The organism is Streptomonospora nanhaiensis, from assembly GCF_026642255.1.
Taxonomy (GTDB): Bacteria; Actinomycetota; Actinomycetes; order Streptosporangiales; family Streptosporangiaceae; genus Nocardiopsis; species Nocardiopsis tropica.
The window spans coordinates 65,924-82,586 of record NZ_CP113264.1; the positions used below are offsets into that span (position 1 = coordinate 65,924).

The 16,663-nt window shown below is 65.8% G+C and carries 12 protein-coding genes, 1 tRNA gene, 3 rRNA genes and 1 pseudogene; 11 read left to right on the top strand and 6 right to left on the bottom strand.

Annotation, left to right across the window (positions count from 1 at the left end; all coding sequences use genetic code 11):
• The first annotated feature begins 307 nt into the window (after window positions 1-307).
• The 3 genes from OUQ99_RS00280 (at window position 308) to rrf (ending at window position 5,527) form a co-directional block, all read left to right on the top strand.
• Window positions 308-1,839: ribosomal RNA gene (locus OUQ99_RS00280) — 16S ribosomal RNA — on the top strand.
• 372 nt (window positions 1,840-2,211) lie between these two features.
• A 23S ribosomal RNA gene (locus OUQ99_RS00285) occupies window positions 2,212-5,304 on the top strand.
• A gap of 107 nt (window positions 5,305-5,411) precedes the next feature.
• Window positions 5,412-5,527: ribosomal RNA gene (rrf, locus tag OUQ99_RS00290) — 5S ribosomal RNA — on the top strand.
• The 16S, 23S and 5S rRNA genes sit together here, the layout of an rRNA operon.
• A gap of 614 nt (window positions 5,528-6,141) precedes the next feature.
• Here the strand turns inward: rrf and OUQ99_RS00295 are convergent.
• Together OUQ99_RS00295 and OUQ99_RS00300 are read right to left on the bottom strand one after the other, a co-directional pair.
• Window positions 6,142-6,267: a hypothetical protein gene (locus tag OUQ99_RS00295; protein ID WP_267950589.1), complete on the bottom strand. Its 126-nt coding sequence runs from the start codon at window positions 6,265-6,267 to the stop codon at window positions 6,142-6,144.
• A gap of 128 nt (window positions 6,268-6,395) precedes the next feature.
• Entirely contained in the window at window positions 6,396-6,704 is a 309-nt protein-coding gene (locus OUQ99_RS00300; protein ID WP_267947404.1) for a hypothetical protein, read from the bottom strand.
• A 461-nt stretch (window positions 6,705-7,165) separates the two neighbouring features.
• Between OUQ99_RS00300 and OUQ99_RS00305 the strand changes: the two genes are divergently transcribed.
• From OUQ99_RS00305 to OUQ99_RS00320, 4 genes are all read left to right on the top strand, one after another.
• Complete coding sequence (locus OUQ99_RS00305; RefSeq protein ID WP_267947405.1) at window positions 7,166-7,999, top strand: helix-turn-helix domain-containing protein; 834 nt, start codon at window positions 7,166-7,168, stop codon at window positions 7,997-7,999.
• Between the two features lie 185 nt (window positions 8,000-8,184).
• Window positions 8,185-8,307: a DLW-39 family protein gene (locus tag OUQ99_RS00310; protein ID WP_014912962.1), complete on the top strand. Its 123-nt coding sequence runs from the start codon at window positions 8,185-8,187 to the stop codon at window positions 8,305-8,307.
• Between the two features lie 247 nt (window positions 8,308-8,554).
• A tRNA-Ala gene (locus tag OUQ99_RS00315) sits at window positions 8,555-8,627 on the top strand.
• Window positions 8,628-8,847: 220 nt separating this feature from the next.
• The gene (locus OUQ99_RS00320) at window positions 8,848-9,024 is read left to right on the top strand and encodes a hypothetical protein (protein WP_267947406.1); all 177 of its coding nucleotides are present in this window, start codon (window positions 8,848-8,850) and stop codon (window positions 9,022-9,024) included.
• Window positions 9,025-9,113: 89 nt separating this feature from the next.
• Here the strand turns inward: OUQ99_RS00320 and OUQ99_RS00325 are convergent, their stop codons facing one another.
• Complete coding sequence (locus OUQ99_RS00325) at window positions 9,114-9,293, bottom strand: BldC family transcriptional regulator (RefSeq protein ID WP_267950196.1); 180 nt, start codon at window positions 9,291-9,293, stop codon at window positions 9,114-9,116.
• 877 nt (window positions 9,294-10,170) lie between these two features.
• On the opposite strand from OUQ99_RS00325, the pseudogene OUQ99_RS31530 reads away from it, so the two are divergent.
• Both OUQ99_RS31530 and OUQ99_RS00335 read left to right on the top strand, forming a co-directional pair.
• Window positions 10,171-10,479 (top strand): annotated as a pseudogene (locus tag OUQ99_RS31530) (WhiB family transcriptional regulator); the annotation flags it as partial.
• Window positions 10,480-10,821: 342 nt separating this feature from the next.
• On the top strand, window positions 10,822-11,463 hold the full coding sequence (locus tag OUQ99_RS00335; protein ID WP_267947407.1) for a DUF1707 and DUF4870 domain-containing protein: 642 nt from the start codon (window positions 10,822-10,824) through the stop codon (window positions 11,461-11,463).
• Window positions 11,464-11,632: 169 nt separating this feature from the next.
• Here the strand turns inward: OUQ99_RS00335 and OUQ99_RS00340 are convergent, their stop codons facing one another.
• Window positions 11,633-12,214: a hypothetical protein gene (locus OUQ99_RS00340; RefSeq protein WP_267947408.1), complete on the bottom strand. Its 582-nt coding sequence runs from the start codon at window positions 12,212-12,214 to the stop codon at window positions 11,633-11,635.
• 332 nt (window positions 12,215-12,546) lie between these two features.
• On the opposite strand from OUQ99_RS00340, the gene OUQ99_RS00345 reads away from it, so the two are divergent.
• Both OUQ99_RS00345 and OUQ99_RS00350 read left to right on the top strand, forming a co-directional pair.
• Window positions 12,547-13,071: a peptidylprolyl isomerase gene (locus tag OUQ99_RS00345; protein WP_267947409.1), complete on the top strand. Its 525-nt coding sequence runs from the start codon at window positions 12,547-12,549 to the stop codon at window positions 13,069-13,071.
• A gap of 45 nt (window positions 13,072-13,116) precedes the next feature.
• Complete coding sequence (locus OUQ99_RS00350) at window positions 13,117-14,037, top strand: rhomboid family intramembrane serine protease (RefSeq protein WP_267947410.1); 921 nt, start codon at window positions 13,117-13,119, stop codon at window positions 14,035-14,037.
• A 253-nt stretch (window positions 14,038-14,290) separates the two neighbouring features.
• On the opposite strand, the gene OUQ99_RS00355 is transcribed toward OUQ99_RS00350, so the two are convergent.
• Both OUQ99_RS00355 and pknB read right to left on the bottom strand, forming a co-directional pair.
• Window positions 14,291-14,545: a cell division protein CrgA gene (locus OUQ99_RS00355; RefSeq protein WP_267947411.1), complete on the bottom strand. Its 255-nt coding sequence runs from the start codon at window positions 14,543-14,545 to the stop codon at window positions 14,291-14,293.
• A 198-nt stretch (window positions 14,546-14,743) separates the two neighbouring features.
• The gene (gene pknB / locus OUQ99_RS00360) at window positions 14,744-16,600 is read right to left on the bottom strand and encodes a Stk1 family PASTA domain-containing Ser/Thr kinase (RefSeq protein WP_267947412.1); all 1,857 of its coding nucleotides are present in this window, start codon (window positions 16,598-16,600) and stop codon (window positions 14,744-14,746) included.
• Window positions 16,601-16,663: the final 63 nt, after the last annotated feature.

Below are 16,663 nucleotides of genomic sequence, written 5' to 3' on the forward strand. Positions count from 1 at the left end.
GATTTGGCGGGGCGCGGAACACCTGATAAAGTAAAGACACAACAAAGCGGAAACGCAGACGCCTTCCACGGAAGAGCAGACGGCCGGAACGGCTGGCGCTTGTACGGGAAGAGCGGTTGTTTCTTGAGAACTCAACAGCGCGTGTTTGATTTTCTTTAAGCCATGTTTGTTTTGGCCCCGTCACCCGAACAGTGGTTCGGTGTGAAGGGTTCCTTTGATTAACCAGGGCAACCTGGTTGGTCAGGATTACTTCTAGGTTTATCCGCCCCAGGCCGACCTCACGGTCGCCGGGACGGATGGTATGACCTTTATGGAGAGTTTGATCCTGGCTCAGGACGAACGCTGGCGGCGTGCTTAACACATGCAAGTCGAGCGGTAAGGCCCTTCGGGGTACACGAGCGGCGAACGGGTGAGTAACACGTGAGCAACCTGCCCCCGACTCCGGGATAAGCGGTGGAAACGCCGTCTAATACCGGATACGACACACCGCCTCATGGCGGTGTGTGGAAAGTTTTTCGGTCGGGGATGGGCTCGCGGCCTATCAGCTTGTTGGTGGGGTAACGGCCTACCAAGGCGATTACGGGTAGCCGGCCTGAGAGGGCGACCGGCCACACTGGGACTGAGACACGGCCCAGACTCCTGCGGGAGGCAGCAGTGGGGAATATTGCGCAATGGGCGAAAGCCTGACGCAGCGACGCCGCGTGGGGGATGACGGCCTTCGGGTTGTAAACCTCTTTTACCACCAACGCAGGCTCCCAGTTCTCTGGGGGTTGACGGTAGGTGGGGAATAAGGACCGGCTAACTACGTGCCAGCAGCCGCGGTAATACGTAGGGTCCGAGCGTTGTCCGGAATTATTGGGCGTAAAGAGCTCGTAGGCGGCGTGTCACGTCTGCTGTGAAAGACCGGGGCTTAACTCCGGTTCTGCAGTGGATACGGGCATGCTAGAGGTAGGTAGGGGAGACTGGAATTCCTGGTGTAGCGGTGAAATGCGCAGATATCAGGAGGAACACCGGTGGCGAAGGCGGGTCTCTGGGCCTTACCTGACGCTGAGGAGCGAAAGCATGGGGAGCGAACAGGATTAGATACCCTGGTAGTCCATGCCGTAAACGTTGGGCGCTAGGTGTGGGGACTTTCCACGGTTTCCGCGCCGCAGCTAACGCATTAAGCGCCCCGCCTGGGGAGTACGGCCGCAAGGCTAAAACTCAAAGGAATTGACGGGGGCCCGCACAAGCGGCGGAGCATGTTGCTTAATTCGACGCAACGCGAAGAACCTTACCAAGGTTTGACATCGCCCGTGGACCTGTAGAGATACAGGGTCATTTAGTTGGTGGGTGACAGGTGGTGCATGGCTGTCGTCAGCTCGTGTCGTGAGATGTTGGGTTAAGTCCCGCAACGAGCGCAACCCCTATTCTATGTTGCCAGCACGTCATGGTGGGGACTCATAGGAGACTGCCGGGGTCAACTCGGAGGAAGGTGGGGACGACGTCAAGTCATCATGCCCCTTATGTCTTGGGCTGCAAACATGCTACAATGGCCGGTACAATGGGCGTGCGAGACCGCAAGGTGGAGCGAATCCCTAAAAGCCGGTCTCAGTTCGGATTGGGGTCTGCAACTCGACCCCATGAAGGTGGAGTCGCTAGTAATCGCGGATCAGCAACGCCGCGGTGAATACGTTCCCGGGCCTTGTACACACCGCCCGTCACGTCATGAAAGTCGGCAACACCCGAAACTTGTGGCCTAACCCTTCGGGGAGGGAATGAGTGAAGGTGGGGCTGGCGATTGGGACGAAGTCGTAACAAGGTAGCCGTACCGGAAGGTGCGGCTGGATCACCTCCTTTCTAAGGAGTCTTTGAAGACCAGCTCTTCCTATGGCTGGTCGGACTCGTAAGTGGACCCGGCAGCGCCGGCCGCCCCCTCGGGGGTGAGCCTGCTGATCGGGAGTGGCTGTAAGGGAATCAGGCTTTGCCTCCGGCGACTAGAAGCGTCGGGGGGCGCGCTGTTGGGTGTCTGAGGAAGCAACCTCGACCATCTGGCCCTCCTTGTGGGGGCGGGTGGTCGGTTTGTTTCCCGCGGACCGCCCCGAGGAACTCTTCTTCGTTGCGGGTGGGTGCACGTGAGTGTGCCGGCCGGTGGTGGGGGATGTGGTGCGAGGGTGTGCGGTTGGTGTTTTGACTTGTGAATAGTGTGCGCGAGCATCTTGTTATCTGTAGTGGCCAAGTGATAGTGGCACACGGTGGATGCCTTGGCATCAGGCGCCGATGAAGGACGCGGGAGGCCGCGATAGGCCACGGGGAGCTGTCAACCGAGCTTTGATCCGTGGGTGTCCGAATGGGGAAACCTAGCCCGAGTTGTGTCGGGTTGCCGCTACCTGAATGTATAGGGTAGTTGGTGGTGACGCGGGGAAGTGAAACATCTCAGTACCCGTAGGAAGAGTAAACAACAGTGATTCCCCTAGTAGTGGTGAGCGAACGGGGAAGAGGCTAAACCGTGCGCGTGTGATAGACGGCAGTCGTTGCGTGTGCGGGGTTGTGGGATGCACCTTTCCAGGTCTGCCGACGTGGAGCGCTGAGTGATTCTTTTAGCTGAATCCGTTGGGAAGCGGAACCGTAGTGGGTGAGAGTCCCGTAGGTGAAGGAAGAGTCTAGGCGTTGGTGTTCTCCCGAGTAGCGCGGAGCCCGAGAAATTCCGTGTGAATCTGGCAGGACCACCTGCTAAGCCAAAATACGTCCTGATGACCGATAGTGCACTAGTACCGTGAGGGAAAGGTGAAAAGTGCCCCGGTGAGGGGTCGTGAAATAGTACCTGAAACCGTGTGCTGTCAAGCCGTCAGAGCTGAAGCTTGTCTTTGGTGATGGCGTGCCTTTTGAAGAATGAGCCTGCGAGTCATGGTGTGTGGCGAGGTTAACCCGGGTGGGGTAGCCGTAGGGAAACCGAGTCTGAATAGGGCGTTTGAGTCGCATGCTGTGGACCCGAAGCGGAGTGATCTACCCATGTCCAGGGTGAAGCGGGGGTAAGACCTCGTGGAGGCCCGAACCCACCAGGGTTGAAAACCTGGGGGATGAGGTGTGGGTAGGGGTGAAAGGCCAATCAAACTCCGTGATAGCTGGTTCTCCCCGAAATGCATTTAGGTGCAGCGTCGCGTGTTTCTTGCTGGAGGTAGAGCTACTGTTTGGCTGATGGGCCCTACAAGGTTACTGACGTCAGACAAACTCCGAATGCCGGTTAAGTGAAGCGCGGCAGTGAGACTGCGGGGGATAAGCTTCGTAGTCGAGAGGGAAACAGCCCAGATCATCAGCTAAGGCCCCTAAGCGTGTGCTAAGTGGGAAAGGTTGTGGAGTTGCTGAGACAACCAGGAGGTTGGCTTAGAAGCAGCCATCCTTTAAAGAGTGCGTAATAGCTCACTGGTCAAGTGGTTCTGCGCCGATAATGTAGCGGGGCTTAAGCACACCGCCGAAGCTGTGGATGCCAACCTTGTGTTGGTGTGGTAGGGGAGCGTCGTGCATCCGGTGAAGCTGCCGAGTGATCGTGTGGTGGAGGGTGTGCGAGTGAGAATGCAGGCATGAGTAGCGAAAGCAACGTGAGAAACGTTGCCGCCGATTGACTAAGGGTTCCTGGGGCAGGTTAATCCGCCCAGGGTGAGTCTGGACCTAAGGCGAGGCCGACAGGCGTAGTCGATGGATAACGGGTTGATATTCCCGTACCCGTGCACGAGCGCCCAGTATCGAATCAGGTGATGCTAACCACGCCGGCTCCTTATGGGACCTTCGGGTTCTGTTTGTGGCTGGTCTGGGATCCGAGCTTGTAGTAGGTAAGTGATGGGGTGACGCAGGAGGGTAGCTCTACCCGGCGGTGGTTGTCCGGGGGTAAGCGTGTAGGCTGGGGGGTTGGCAAATCCGCCCCCTGTTGAGGCTGAGACGTGATGCCGAGCCGTTTTCGGTGAAGTGAGTGATCCCATGCTGTCGAGAAAAGCCTCTAGCGAGTTCGTGTGTGGCCAGTACCCTAAACCGACGCAGGTGGTCAGGTAGAGAATACCGAGGCGTTCGGGTGAACCATGGTTAAGGAACTCGGCAAATTGTCCCCGTAACTTCGGGAGAAGGGGAGCCCTGTCTGGTGATGGCCTTTGCGGTCTGAGCTGGGTGGGGTCGCAGATAGCGGGGGGAAGCGACTGTTTATTAAAAACACAGGTCCGTGCGAAGTCGTAAGACGCTGTATACGGACTGACGCCTGCCCGGTGCTGGAACGTTAAGAGGACCGGTTAGTGGGAGTTCGCTCCTGCGAAGCTGGGAATCTAAGCGCCAGTAAACGGCGGTGGTAACTATAACCATCCTAAGGTAGCGAAATTCCTTGTCGGGTAAGTTCCGACCTGCACGAATGGCGTAACGACTTCCCCACTGTCTCAACCATGGGCCCGGTGAAATTGCACTACGAGTAAAGATGCTCGTTTCGCGCAGCAGGACGGAAAGACCCCGGGACCTTCACTATAGCTTGACATTGGTGTTTGGGATGGTTTGTGTAGGATAGGTGGGAGCCGGTGAAGCTGTCACGCTAGTGGCGGTGGAGGCGTTGGTGAAATACCACTCTGACTGTTTCGGGCATCTAACCTTGGACCGTGATCCGGTTCGGGGACAGTGTCTGGTGGGTAGTTTAACTGGGGCGGTTGCCTCCCAAAGAGTAACGGAGGCGCCCAAAGGTTCCCTCAGCCTGGTTGGTAATCAGGTGTTGAGTGTAAGTGCACAAGGGAGCTTGACTGTGAGACGGACGTGTCGAGCAGGAGCGAAAGCTGGGACTAGTGATCCGGCACCGGCGTGTGGAAGCGGTGTCGCTCAACGGCTAAAAGGTACCCCGGGGATAACAGGCTGATCTTCCCCAAGAGTCCATATCGACGGGATGGTTTGGCACCTCGATGTCGGCTCGTCGCATCCTGGGGCTGGAGTTGGTCCCAAGGGTTGGGCTGTTCGCCCATTAAAGCGGCACGCGAGCTGGGTTTAGAACGTCGTGAGACAGTTCGGTCCCTATCCGCTGTGCGCGTTGGAGACTTGAGAAGGGCTGTCCCTAGTACGAGAGGACCGGGACGGACGAACCTCTGGTGTGCCAGTTGTCCTGCCAAGGGCATGGCTGGTTGGCTACGTTCGGGAGGGATAACCGCTGAAAGCATCTAAGCGGGAAGCTTGCTTCGAGATGAGGTCTCCTGCCTCCTTTGAGAGGGTAAGGCTCCCTGTAGACGACGGGGTTGATAGGCCGGGTGTGGAAGCCCTGTGAGGGGTGGAGCTGACCGGTACTAATAGGCCGAGGGCTTGTCCGCTGCAGATAATTGGATGTTCGCGCACACTTTTCACGGAGTTTCGGCTCGCTGTGATCCCCTTGCACTGGGTTGTGGTGTGGGGTGTGGGTCTGGTGGGTTGTTGGTTTCCGTGGTGGTTATTGCTGGAGGGTCACACCCGGTCTCTTTCCGAACCCGGTCGTTAAGTCTCCTTGCGCTGATGGTACTGCCCTGTGGTGGGGTGGGAGAGTAGGTCGCTGCCACGGTTTTTTGTTGGGGAGGGGGTTGCCTTGTGGGCGGCCCCCTCCTTTTTTGCGCGCATGCTTGTGCGTTTGTGAATCGGGTGGTGGGCAGGAGTGGTGGTGGGGGGTGGGGTGGCCCCCCTGTTTCCAGGAAAGCGGAGTGGGGGTGTGCCGCGCCAGGGGAGGATGCCGCCTGTGGACGAGCTGCCGCCTGTGGACAACACGGGGCCCGCAGGCACTCACGGCCTCCAGGAGGCGGGTGAGGGCTTTCCGTGCGCGTCGCCGGGGCCGCACACCCGACGACCCCGCCCGTGCCCGTCGGGGGGACGTGAGCCTTCGGGGGGCAGGACGCGCCACCGGCCCTCTTCCGCGTCCCGCGGGCGGTCCCGGAGCGGTGCCGGGCCGACCTCGGCCGGCGGGGGCGCCGCACGGGGTGACCGTGCCTGCCGTGCTCGGGATCTCGGCACGGGCACCACAGGAAGCGCCTCATCCCCGGACCCGGCCGCGGGCACCGGGAGGAGGCGCCCGTCGCAGCGGGACCGGATGCACCAGGGGGCGGGGTCCCGCACAGACAGCGCCTGGGTGGGGCGCTCGGAAGTGCGCGGGGGAGGCGGCCGGAATTGGGGAGCCGCTTTTTCTCAGTCCTCGTCGGCTTCGGGGGAGTCGATGAGCTGCCGCAGCAGCGCAACGAAGTCTTCTTCGCTCATCGCCGACCAGTCCACGTGCTCGTTCATGCTCTGCGGTTTTCCCAGCCTGCGGACCAATAAGCCTGCGGTGGCCGAATTGCTTTGAGAAGACTGGGTTAACACCGCGTTGGCGCAGGTGGAGGAACCGTGGACAAGCGGGGCTGAGCCCCTCGCGGACCTTTTCCGGGTTCCTCCCCCGCCACGTCTCAGACGCGCTGCTGGAGGGCGCTCCGGCACTCGGGGCAGCGGCACCGCTTGTTGTACCCGGTGACGGTGCCGTGCGGCAGGGAGGGGTCCCGCTGCTCGGTGAGCGTGAAGTCGAGCTGGTCGCCGAAGGCTGTGAGGACCCGCGCGGTCGAGAAGACCTGCTTCGGGGTGATGCCCAGTTCGGTCGCCGCTTCGTCGATGTGCCTCCCCATGCGGAGTTTCGCGATGAGACGGGACCGGGTACTCGGCGGCATCTGGGCCTCCGCGTTCGCGATCAGCTGCTCGGCGTCGTCAATGGGGTAGCTCATGGGTTTCCTCTATGTGTGCGGGTACGCCTGCCGCAGCAGGCACCTCAAGCATCGTACGCGGTTTCTTCCCGCTGGTATCGGGGTGAGACATAGGTGACAGGCGATGCCGAACCCCGTCTCCGCCCGGGTCGCCCTCCAGCGGTCTCCCGTCCCTTCGTGCCGGTGTTCTCCTCGGCTGCCTCCGTCGGTCCGTGTTGTTCGACCCTGAGTGGTCCATGTTGTCACTGTGACTGAGGAGAAGGACAAAACCTGGAGTGTTCGATGATGAACATGCGCCTCCCAGTTCCTCAACCTGGCTACTTAATGTGACAAAAGGCAGGTTTGCCGCCCATGAGGGTGGAAGGAGGGAACCTGTAATGCATCGAATCTGCTGCTCTTTTCTAGAAACGCATTGCTAGATGCTAGGCGCCGTGTTTCGCTGGTGTCCTACCATCTTCGCTCTGCGTCATTGGATGAGCCTCATGACCAGCCCCACGGTTCGTCGTCGGCGACTGTCCGCCGAACTCCGCCGCCGCCGAGTCCAGGCCGGCCTGACCCTCAGCGATGTCGCAGAGGAGCTGGAGTGGTCCCCGGCCAAGCTCGGACACATCGAGACGGGTATCCGCAAGTGGCCCTCCGTCATGGAGATCGCGGCCCTCCTCCGCCTGTACGGGGTGACGGGAGGTCAGCGCGAGGCCATCCTGACCCTGGTCCGGGAGTCCCGGCTCCGACCCTGGTGGACCGAGTACGAGGACGTCCTCTCCTCCGCCTACGTCGGCAACGAGGCCGGGGCCGTGTCCGTCCAGACGTACGCGGGCATCCTCGTCCCCGACCTCCTCCAGGTGCCCGACTACACCGCCTCGGTGGCCCGTGCCCTGGGGCACGGGGACCGGGGGGCCGACCGCATGGTCGCGGCCTACCTCAAGCGCCAGGAGGTCCTCGACCACGGCGGACTCGAGCGCTACCACGCCGTCCTCGAGGAGGACGCCCTCCACAGGATCGGTTCCGACCTGGAGCTGTTGCGGGCGCAGACCTCCCGGATCGTCGAGCTGGCGACCGGGTCCGACCGGGTGACGGTGCAGCTGCTGCCCACCTCGGCCGGGCCCCACCGCGGGGTGGCGGGCCCCTTCTCCGTCCTGGAGTTCGACGAGGACGAGTCGGCGCTCGCCTACGTCGACGCGACCCAGGGAGGGTCGATCGTGGAGTCGGACGAATCCGTCCGCGCCTGCAAACAGGTATGGTCCGAACTCACCGGCACAGCGGCGTCTCCGCAGGCCACCATCGGGATCCTGCGGAGGATGGCGCTGCTGACCTGACCCCGTCGGCGCCCCGGCAGGGGGATCGACGCCAGAAGTTGGTGCGAATCGGTCCACCGTGGCAGGGACCGCCCCCGATGGCTTGCTAGTCTGCTAGGTGACAACCTCATAAAGTTCTCCACGGAGCCCCCGTCCCCTGACGGGAGCCCGTGTGCACGCACCGGATCAACGAAAGGGTCCAGACAGTGAAGAAGATCATCGTTCTGGCGCTGGTGGCCCTCGGGGCTTTCGCCGTCTACCGCAAGATCCAGGCGGACCGCGCCGAGCTCGACCTGTGGACCGAGGCCACGGCGGCCAGCGAGAGCTGACCACCGGGCCGCCCGGCAGCCGCGAGCGGCCGGGTGGGCGCCATCGGGCGAACCGGGGGTGGGCGCGGCGCGCGCCGTCCCGGATCCCGCTCATCAGTGACACGAAGACGTGGGTGGGCCGACAATCCTGTGGCGCGACCCACGGCTTTGTGCTGTCACGGGTCCTCCCCGGCGACCGCATGATCGCAGACGCCTCCGAGGACGGTATGCTCTGCATAGCGGCCCGGGCCTGAAGCCCGGGTTCCGCGGGGCCATAGCTCAGCTGGCAGAGCGCCGGTTTTGCATACCGGAGGTCAGGGGTTCGACTCCCCTTGGCTCCACAGCGAGAACGCGCAGACCAGACGTTGTGACGGGGACTCCCTACCGGGGGTCCCCGTTTCGCGTTTCCGGTCCCTGGACCGGTTGTGGACCGGACGGCGTCGGTCATGCCGCAAGCGCCGTAACAAGCGCTGACGGGAGGGCCCGGGGTAAGAGAGATACCCCGGGTCCGCCCCTCCTCTCAGGATCGCACACACCACCCCCCGAGCAGGAAGGCAGACCATGAGCACGAAGACCGCCGTCCGGATCGCCTACGCGACCCTCACTCTCGCCCTGGTCACCGCCGTCATCGGCACCCTTTCCCAGGGCACCCCCTGGTGGATCTGGGCCGTCCTGGCCCTGGTCGCCGTCGGCGTCGTCACCGTCCACATCCTGGCCCGCCGCGCCGGCCTCATGTAGACGCGAACGCCGGCGTCCCGTCCGGCGCAGGAGCGGACCGTCCGGTCCCGCCTGCCGGGTTGTCCGGGGCTCTTCCGACCGCGTGGGGGTCACGTGCGGTGCCCCTGCGAGGGCGCCTGCACCTCGGACTCACGGAACCGGCGGTGACCGCCCGGGGGCATGAGGCTGCCGATCCGCCCGGCGAGCGCCCACCTGGTGACCGTCTCGGGATCCACCCGGAACAGGCGGGCGACCTCCGCCGGGGTGAGCAGGGGGCCGGGATCGGGCATCTGGTCGGTCGTCACCGGTTCTCCCCCTCTCCGTCCTGCCGGTGCATGTGGTCGCCCTGGTGGTCGACGGCTTCCTCTCCCTGGTCGGTGAGCGGTGCGTCGTCAGGGTCGGGGCTGGTCACGGTGCTCACCTCGTGGTGCGGGAACGGACGGCGCGGTGCGGGCGCGCTTGCGGGGAAGGCGCCCGCCGGACCGGCCGACCAGCCGCCGGTTCCGTCGACCGGTGTTCGCCCTATGAGTGCTATAAGGAGAAAAACCCGAATGGGGACATGTGCCCGTATTCAATGGGACCTGGGGTTCGAAAGTAGGAATTGTGTTCGGTTACCAATGAGTAGCGCAAAGTTCGGCCGTCCGTGATGTGAAAAGGGGGGCCCTGGGGAGGTGGCCCGCGTGCGAACCCGGAGTGCCTATAGTCCGTTCGGGTGAGAAGGATGACGGAGAGTCCACTTCGGCCGTGCGCGTCCGGGTGGGGCCAGTCACTCATGGGATGGCATGAAGTCGCAGGTCATAGGGCTTGTCGGTGAATGGTCTGCCCATGACCTTTCATTCCGGTTACGTGGACCCGCCCGTACCACATGCGGTGACTCTGCGTGTGTGTATGATGACACTCCCTCTCAGTGCAATGGTCCTACTGGGCCATATGAGAAATAGGCCTCTTGGGGTCTGTTGGTGAACTGGGACGATCCGTAGTTTCGACACCAGCGACAACGAGGAAGACACCGCGCCGAAACGATCGACCGCCGAAGACGGCCCGTACGGCCCCCCGTACGTGCTCCGGCCCCGTCATCGGATCGGTCCGCTTCTCCTCACCGCCGACGGTCGCGCCGGTCGGCGGATTTCCGATCACCACACATGCTGATCTTGGGAGTGGGGCAACATGTGGAATGAGAAGATGGCAGCCCGTGCCAAATGCCGGGAGATCGATCCTGACGCCCTGTTCGTGCAGGGTGCGGCGCAGAACCGCGCCAAGCTGATCTGCCGGGGATGCCCGGTGCGTACCCAGTGCCTGGCGGAGGCGCTGGACAGCCGTATCGAGTTCGGTGTCTGGGGAGGCATGACCGAACGCGAGCGCCGTGCCCTCCTGCGTCGCCGCAAGGACGTGGTCAACTGGTACGAGCTGCTGACCAGTGCCGAACGCCGCTACGAGGCGGAGCAGGCCCGGCAGGACGACCTCCGCTCGGGGGCCGTCGCGCCGGTCGGCACCGCCGCGGAGACCCCTGCCGCGGAGGCCGATGCCGCCCCCGTGGCCGTTCCGGTCCACGTGGCGGAGGCGGCCCCGGTCCCGGTCGTGGTGCGGGCCTGATCCGCGGCGCGGGCGGCTGAGCCGGACCGGCCTCCGGGGAAGGGGCGTCCCCGGACCCGGTCGGGCAGACGAAAGTCGTGGTCCGCCTCCACCCCAGGGGGGAGGGCAGGATCAGGGGAGGATCAGGGACGGCCCCGATGGCGGTGGCCGAACCTGTGACGCATGATGGTGGGAGTACGGCTGAACTGGGCCGTGCTCCCGTCGTCGTTGGGAGTGGGAGTGGCTGTGCAGGACCCTCAGTATCCGGCGAGACGCCCCTGGGAACCGCAGGCCCAGCCGCAGATTCGCCTCACCGACGCGCAACGCGACTCCGTCATCCAGGTGTTGCAGGAGGCCTTCAGCCAGGGCCAGCTCGACGAGGAGGAACTCGACGAGCGGACCGGCAAGGCCATGAAGGCCAAGTTCGGCGCCGACCTGGCCCCTCTGACCGAGGACCTCGGAGTGGCGCCTCAGGGCTCCACCGCCGGATCGGGGGCGTCCCCGTTCGGCTCGCCCGGCGGAGGCGGCGGGCAGAGGCCCGGACCCAGGGAGCCCCTGCCCAGTACCCCCGTCGAACGCGTGGTGGCCGCGGTCGGGCACGGCGGCAACTACCTCTTCCCCGTGGTGGCGCCCCTGGTGCTGTTCCTGGCCAGCGACAAGATCTCGCCGTACGTCCGGCGCCAGGCCATGGAGTCCCTCAACTTCCAGCTCTTCTGCCTCGTCGGAGGCATCGCGAGCCTCCTGCTCGCCTGGCTGGTCCTGCCGATCGTCGTGGTCGTTGCCATCGCCCTGGGCTGGGCCGTCCTGCCGGTCATCGCGTCCGTGGCCAGCCTCACGGGGCGGAACTGGCGCTACCCGACGCCCTACCGCTTCCTCAAGGACGACTGAGCCGGCCCACGTCCCCGGTCCCGGCACGACGGGGCCGGGGCGGGAGGACCCGCCCCGGCCGGAAGGGATGAAACCGCCGCGTCGGCGGGGGCCGGTCGCCCTCGCCGCCGGACGCGGTGGTCCGTCTGTCGTCGTGTCGTCGTCCTGCCGGGCACCCGTCGGTCGGCCTCTACCGGCCGGGGCGCCCGTTCTCCTTGGCGCGGTTGTCGCCCGAGGCGGCGCGGACGGTCTCCTTGGCCTTGCCCTTGGCGGCCTTGGCGGTCTCCGTGGCCTTGTCGGCCGCGTCGGAGGCCTTCTCCTCCAGGTTCTCGCGGGTCTCGCGGACCTGGTCGCGGGCCTGGTCCAGGTGCTCCTGCCACTCCGCGTCCTGCGACGCCTGCCGCAGGCGGATCAGCGAGTACACCACCACGCCGCCGACCACGGCGGCGCCGCCGATCAGGAGCCCGCGGGGGATCCGGCGGCCTCCGCGGCTCAGCAGCCGCAGCCCTCTGCGACCCGGGTTCGGGTCGACGCGTTGCGCCGCGGCGCTGAGGAGCCCGGCCACGCGGGGCGCCACGGTGTCCTCCACGCGCAGCGCGGCGGTCTCCAGTCGGGGGGCGGTCCAGCCACGCGCCTGGAGGAGCCTCAGGGAAGCCTGGTCCCGTGCCTGGTCGGCATACGGGCCGAGCCGGTCGGCCTGCTCCTTGGCAAGGTCCTGCAGACGGGCGAGGGTCGCCTCGGCCTCCTTGCGACGCTTGGCAGTGTTAGGCACGTCGTCAGCTCCTTCGATCGTTCACCGGTTCCTACGGTCCCCACCCGGCGTGGCCGACGCGTCGAGCCACGATGGGCGGCTCCTCGTCGTCCTTCCCCGTTATCCGGGTGTTATCTCAACATACGTCCTCTCCGTCGGCGATCGGAGTTTCGACACCAACGGACGGATTCTTCTCCGTCCCCTCCTTCCCACGTATCGCCGTCCCTCACACCACACCGGCATGCTCCGCCCCACACTGCCCGGCTCCGGGACGGTCCGCCGGGTTTCGGACGAGCCCGGGAAGCGGACGGGTAACGTGAGCACGTAAACGAAGTCGACCGAAAGGCACGTAGGTGTCGGACTCCAACGGTCAGCCCACTGCGCGGCTGAACACCTCCAAGGGAACCATCGTCGTCAAGCTGTTCGAGGAGGAGGCTCCGGAGACGGTCGCCAACTTCATCGGCCTGGCTGAGGGCACCAAGCAGTGGATGGACCCCACCACGGGCAAGCCGTCCAACAGCAGCCTGTACAACGGCACGATCTTCCACCGCGTCATCGACGGCTTCATGATCCAGGGCGGGGACCCGCTCGGCACCGGCCGCGGCGGCCCCGGCTACACCTTCAAGGACGAGATCCACCCGAAGCTGCGCTTCGACCGTCCGTTCCTGCTGGCCATGGCCAACGCCGGCCCCGGCACGAACGGCTCGCAGTTCTTCGTCACCGTGGAGAAGCCGTACTGGCTCGACGGCCGCCACACCATCTTCGGTGAGGTCGTCGAGGGGGACGACGTGGTCACCGCGATCTCCAAGGTCGACACCGACTCCCAGGACCGTCCCCGCGAGGACGTGGTGATCAACAGCATCGAGATCACCCGCTAGCCGACCGACGAGCAGGCCAGGACACCGAGGAGTGAGAGACAGACCATGACCGCGCCCCCGCCTCCGTCCGGTGCGGCACCGGAACCGGGGCCGACGGCCCCGCGCACCTGTTACCGGCACCCCGACAGGGAGACCGGGGTCAGCTGCACCAGGTGCGAACGGCCCATCTGCCCGGACTGCATGGTGGAGGCGTCGGTGGGCTTCCAGTGCCCCCGGTGCGTCGCGGAGGGGAACCGGGGCGTGCGCCGGGCCCGGACGCCCTTCGGGGGCCGGACCGTCGCCAAGCCCTACGTGACCTGGACGCTCCTGGGCCTGATGGCGGCCGGGTTCATCGCCCAGCTGGGCACGTCCGACCCCATCGGTCAGGCGGGTTACTCCGGGCTGATCCGGGAGTTCGCCATGCTCGGCTTCGGCCGGTGGGAGGACGGGACGCTCCGCGGTGTGATGACGGGCGAGTGGTACCGGCTGATCACCGCGGCGTTCCTGCACGGCAGCATCTTCCACCTGCTGTTCAACGGGTACGCCCTGTACGTCCTCGGGACGCAGCTGGAACGCTGGCTGGGCCACGGGAGGTTCCTCGCCCTGTGGGTGGTCGGCGCGCTCTCCGGTTCGGTGCTGAGCCTCCTGGCGGCGCCCACGCAGCTTTCCGTCGGCGCCTCCGGCGCGATCTTCGCCCTCTTCGGCGCGGTGCTCGTGATCGGCAAGAGGCTCGGCCTGGACCTGCGGATGGTGCTCGTGCTGATGGGGGTCAACCTCGTGTTGACCTTCGTGGTCCCGAACATCTCCTGGACCGCGCACATCGGAGGGCTGGTGGCCGGGCTCGCCGTCGGCGCCGTGTTCGCCTACCTGCCGGGCAGGCAGGCCAAGGCGTCGTCCCGGACGCTGACGCACGCCCTCCTGGTCGCCGCGCTCGTCGCCCTGCTCGCGGTCCTGGTGGCCGCTGCGCCGGTGATCGTCCTCGGCTGAGGGCCGGTGCCTCGTCGGCCCCGGGGGGTTCTCCTCCGGGGCCGACGTCGTTCCGTGGGTCCACCCCGGTGCGGGCATGGCGAACAGAGCTACCCACAGCCTGTGGATAACCCTGTGGAAAACATGGATATGGGCTGTTCAGGCCCTATAAGGGGCGCGGCTCGCACGACCGTTGACGGCTGCGTTCCGCGCACGTCCGAGACACCGCTCGCCCCGGGGGCGTCGGGTCGGTCGGGCGTTCGCTCGGCGGGGGTCAGTGCCAGCGCGTGGAGAGGACGACGGCCACGATGATCCCGCTGAAGCCGATCAGCAGGTTCCAGTTGTGCCAGTCCTGCATGTACGGGACGTGGTCGCCCGCGATGTAGTAGACCGCGATCCAGAGAATGCCGAGGGCGAAGAAGCCCAGCATCGTCGGCACGAGCCAACGCGGACTGACCTTCGGCTTCTCTTTGGAAGGAGGCGGAGTGTAGACAGCCTTCTTCTTGCGATCGTTGCGGGACTTGGGCACGGTCGCTGCTCCAGTACGGTGGGGCGGTTCGGAACGAGAACACAGTCTACGCCCAGGGGGGAGCCCCCGTCACCGGTGGGACGCCCGGGATCCGGGGCGCGGCCGCCGGCCCCGGAACGCCCCAGGCCACACGGGGCCGGAACGGCGGACGGGCCGCACCCCTCGGGGTGCGGCCCGCCGTCCCGCTCTGCGGAGCTCCTACTGCCAGGCCGGGTGCCACTCCTGCGGACGGAAGTCCTGCGGGCGGAAGACGAAGCCGTCCGGCCCCTCCAGCCCCGGCGGCGTCCCCCCCTGGCCCGGCGGGGTCCCCCCTTCGCCCGGCGGGGGCTCCTCGGATTCCGTCGGCGGCTCCTCCTCCGCCGGGGCCGTCGCGATCGTGACGGTCACCGTGGTGTTCGGCGCGACCATCTGCGCCGCCTCGGGCGACTGCGAGATGACCGTGCCCTCCGGCTCGTCCGCCGTCTCCTGCTCCTGGAAGGAGGCGGTCAGGCCCACCTGGCCCAGGGCGGACTCGGCTCCCCCGCGGGTCATGCCGCGGAGGTCGGGCACCGCCACCTGCTCGGGTCCGGAGGAGATGTACAGCGTGATCGCCGTGTCCGGGGAGGCGTCGTCGCCCGCGGGCGGGTCGGTGCCGATGGCGCTGCCCTCGGCGACTCTGTCGTCCGACCTCTGCTCCGGGGTGACGTTCTCGAAGCCCGCCTCGTTCAGGGTGCTGACGGCGTCGGCCTCGCTCTGGCCCTCCACGGAGGGGATCGCCACGTCGCCAGGCCCGGAGGAGACGAAGAGGACGATCTCCTCCGTCACCGCGGTCTCGCTCTCGGCGGGCGGGTCGGTCTCGATGACCGTGCCCTCCTCGACCTCGTCGTCGGCCCGGGGCTCGGAGGTGACGTCCTCGAAGCCCGCCTCGGTGAGGGCCGCCCGGGCCTCCTCCTCGGTGGATCCGGCGACCGACGGCACCGGCACCGTCTCCGGTTCGGCGGGACCCCGGTTGAACAGGACGAACACCAGGATCAGGGAGGCGATCACGCCGACGGCGAGGAGGACCCAGAGGGCGGCCTTGCCGGCGCCGCCCTTCTTCCGGTCGTCGTCGTACCGATCGTCGTCGTAGCGGTCGTCCTCGTACCGGTCGTCGTAGTCGTCGTACCGGTCGTTCGCGGGGGGGAGCGCCGTCGTCGCCCCGGCGGTGGCCATCGCCATGGTGCCCGCCTGCGTGGGCATCCCCGCCAGGCCGCGCTGGATGTCCGCCCGCATCTCGGCGGCGTTCTGGTAGCGCTCCTCGCGGTCCTTGGTCATGGCCCGGAGGGTGATGTCCTCCAGCCAGTCGGGGATCTGCGGGTCCACCTCGGTCGGCGGCACCGGGTCCTCGCGCACGTGCTGGTAGGCGATCGACACGGGGGAGTCGCCGGTGAACGGCGGCCGGCTCGTGAGGAGCTCGTAGAGCACGCAGCCTGTCGAGTAGATGTCGCTGCGGGGGTCCACCCGCTCACCGCGCGCCTGCTCGGGCGACAGGTACTGGGCGGTGCCGATGACCTGCGAGGCCTGGGTCATGGTCGCCTGGTCGTCGTTCATCGACCGGGCGATGCCGAAGTCCATCACCTTGACCTCGGCGTTGCGGGTCAGCATCACGTTCGCGGGCTTGATGTCGCGGTGGACGATCCCGTTGTCGTGGCTGTACTCCAGCGCCTTGAGGATGCCGTCGACCAGTTCGGCGGAGCGTTCCGGCAGGAGCCTGCGGTCGTCGTCCAGGAGCTCCTTGAGGGTGCGCCCGTCCACGTACTCCATGACGATGTAGGGGATGGACACCCCCTCGACCATGTCCTCGCCGGTGTCGTAGACGGCGATGATGGCCGGGTGGTTCAGCGAGGCGGCCGACTGGGCCTCACGCCGGAACCTCGCCTGGAACACGTGGTCGCGTGCCAGGTCGTGTCGGAGGGTCTTGATGGCGACGAGCCGGTCGAGCCGCAGGTCGCGCGCGCGGTAGACCTCGGCCATGCCACCGCGCCCGACGACGACGTCGAGCTCGTAGCGTCCGCCAAGGAGCCGGGGCTGGGACATGTCGTGCACTGATCCTTGTGTCTTCCGGAAGCCGCCCGTGGGCCGCCGCCTACCCTGAGCGTC

Coding starts and splice junctions, on each gene's coding strand:
- OUQ99_RS00300 (WP_267947404.1), bottom strand. CDS start 6,704: ATGAGCTACCCCATTGACGACGCCGAGCAGCTGATCGCGAACGCGGAG.
- OUQ99_RS00305 (WP_267947405.1), top strand. CDS start 7,166: ATGACCAGCCCCACGGTTCGTCGTCGGCGACTGTCCGCCGAACTCCGC.
- OUQ99_RS00320 (WP_267947406.1), top strand. CDS start 8,848: ATGAGCACGAAGACCGCCGTCCGGATCGCCTACGCGACCCTCACTCTC.
- OUQ99_RS00325 (WP_267950196.1), bottom strand. CDS start 9,293: ATGCCCGATCCCGGCCCCCTGCTCACCCCGGCGGAGGTCGCCCGCCTG.
- OUQ99_RS00350 (WP_267947410.1), top strand. CDS start 13,117: ATGACCGCGCCCCCGCCTCCGTCCGGTGCGGCACCGGAACCGGGGCCG.
- pknB (WP_267947412.1), bottom strand. CDS start 16,600: ATGTCCCAGCCCCGGCTCCTTGGCGGACGCTACGAGCTCGACGTCGTC.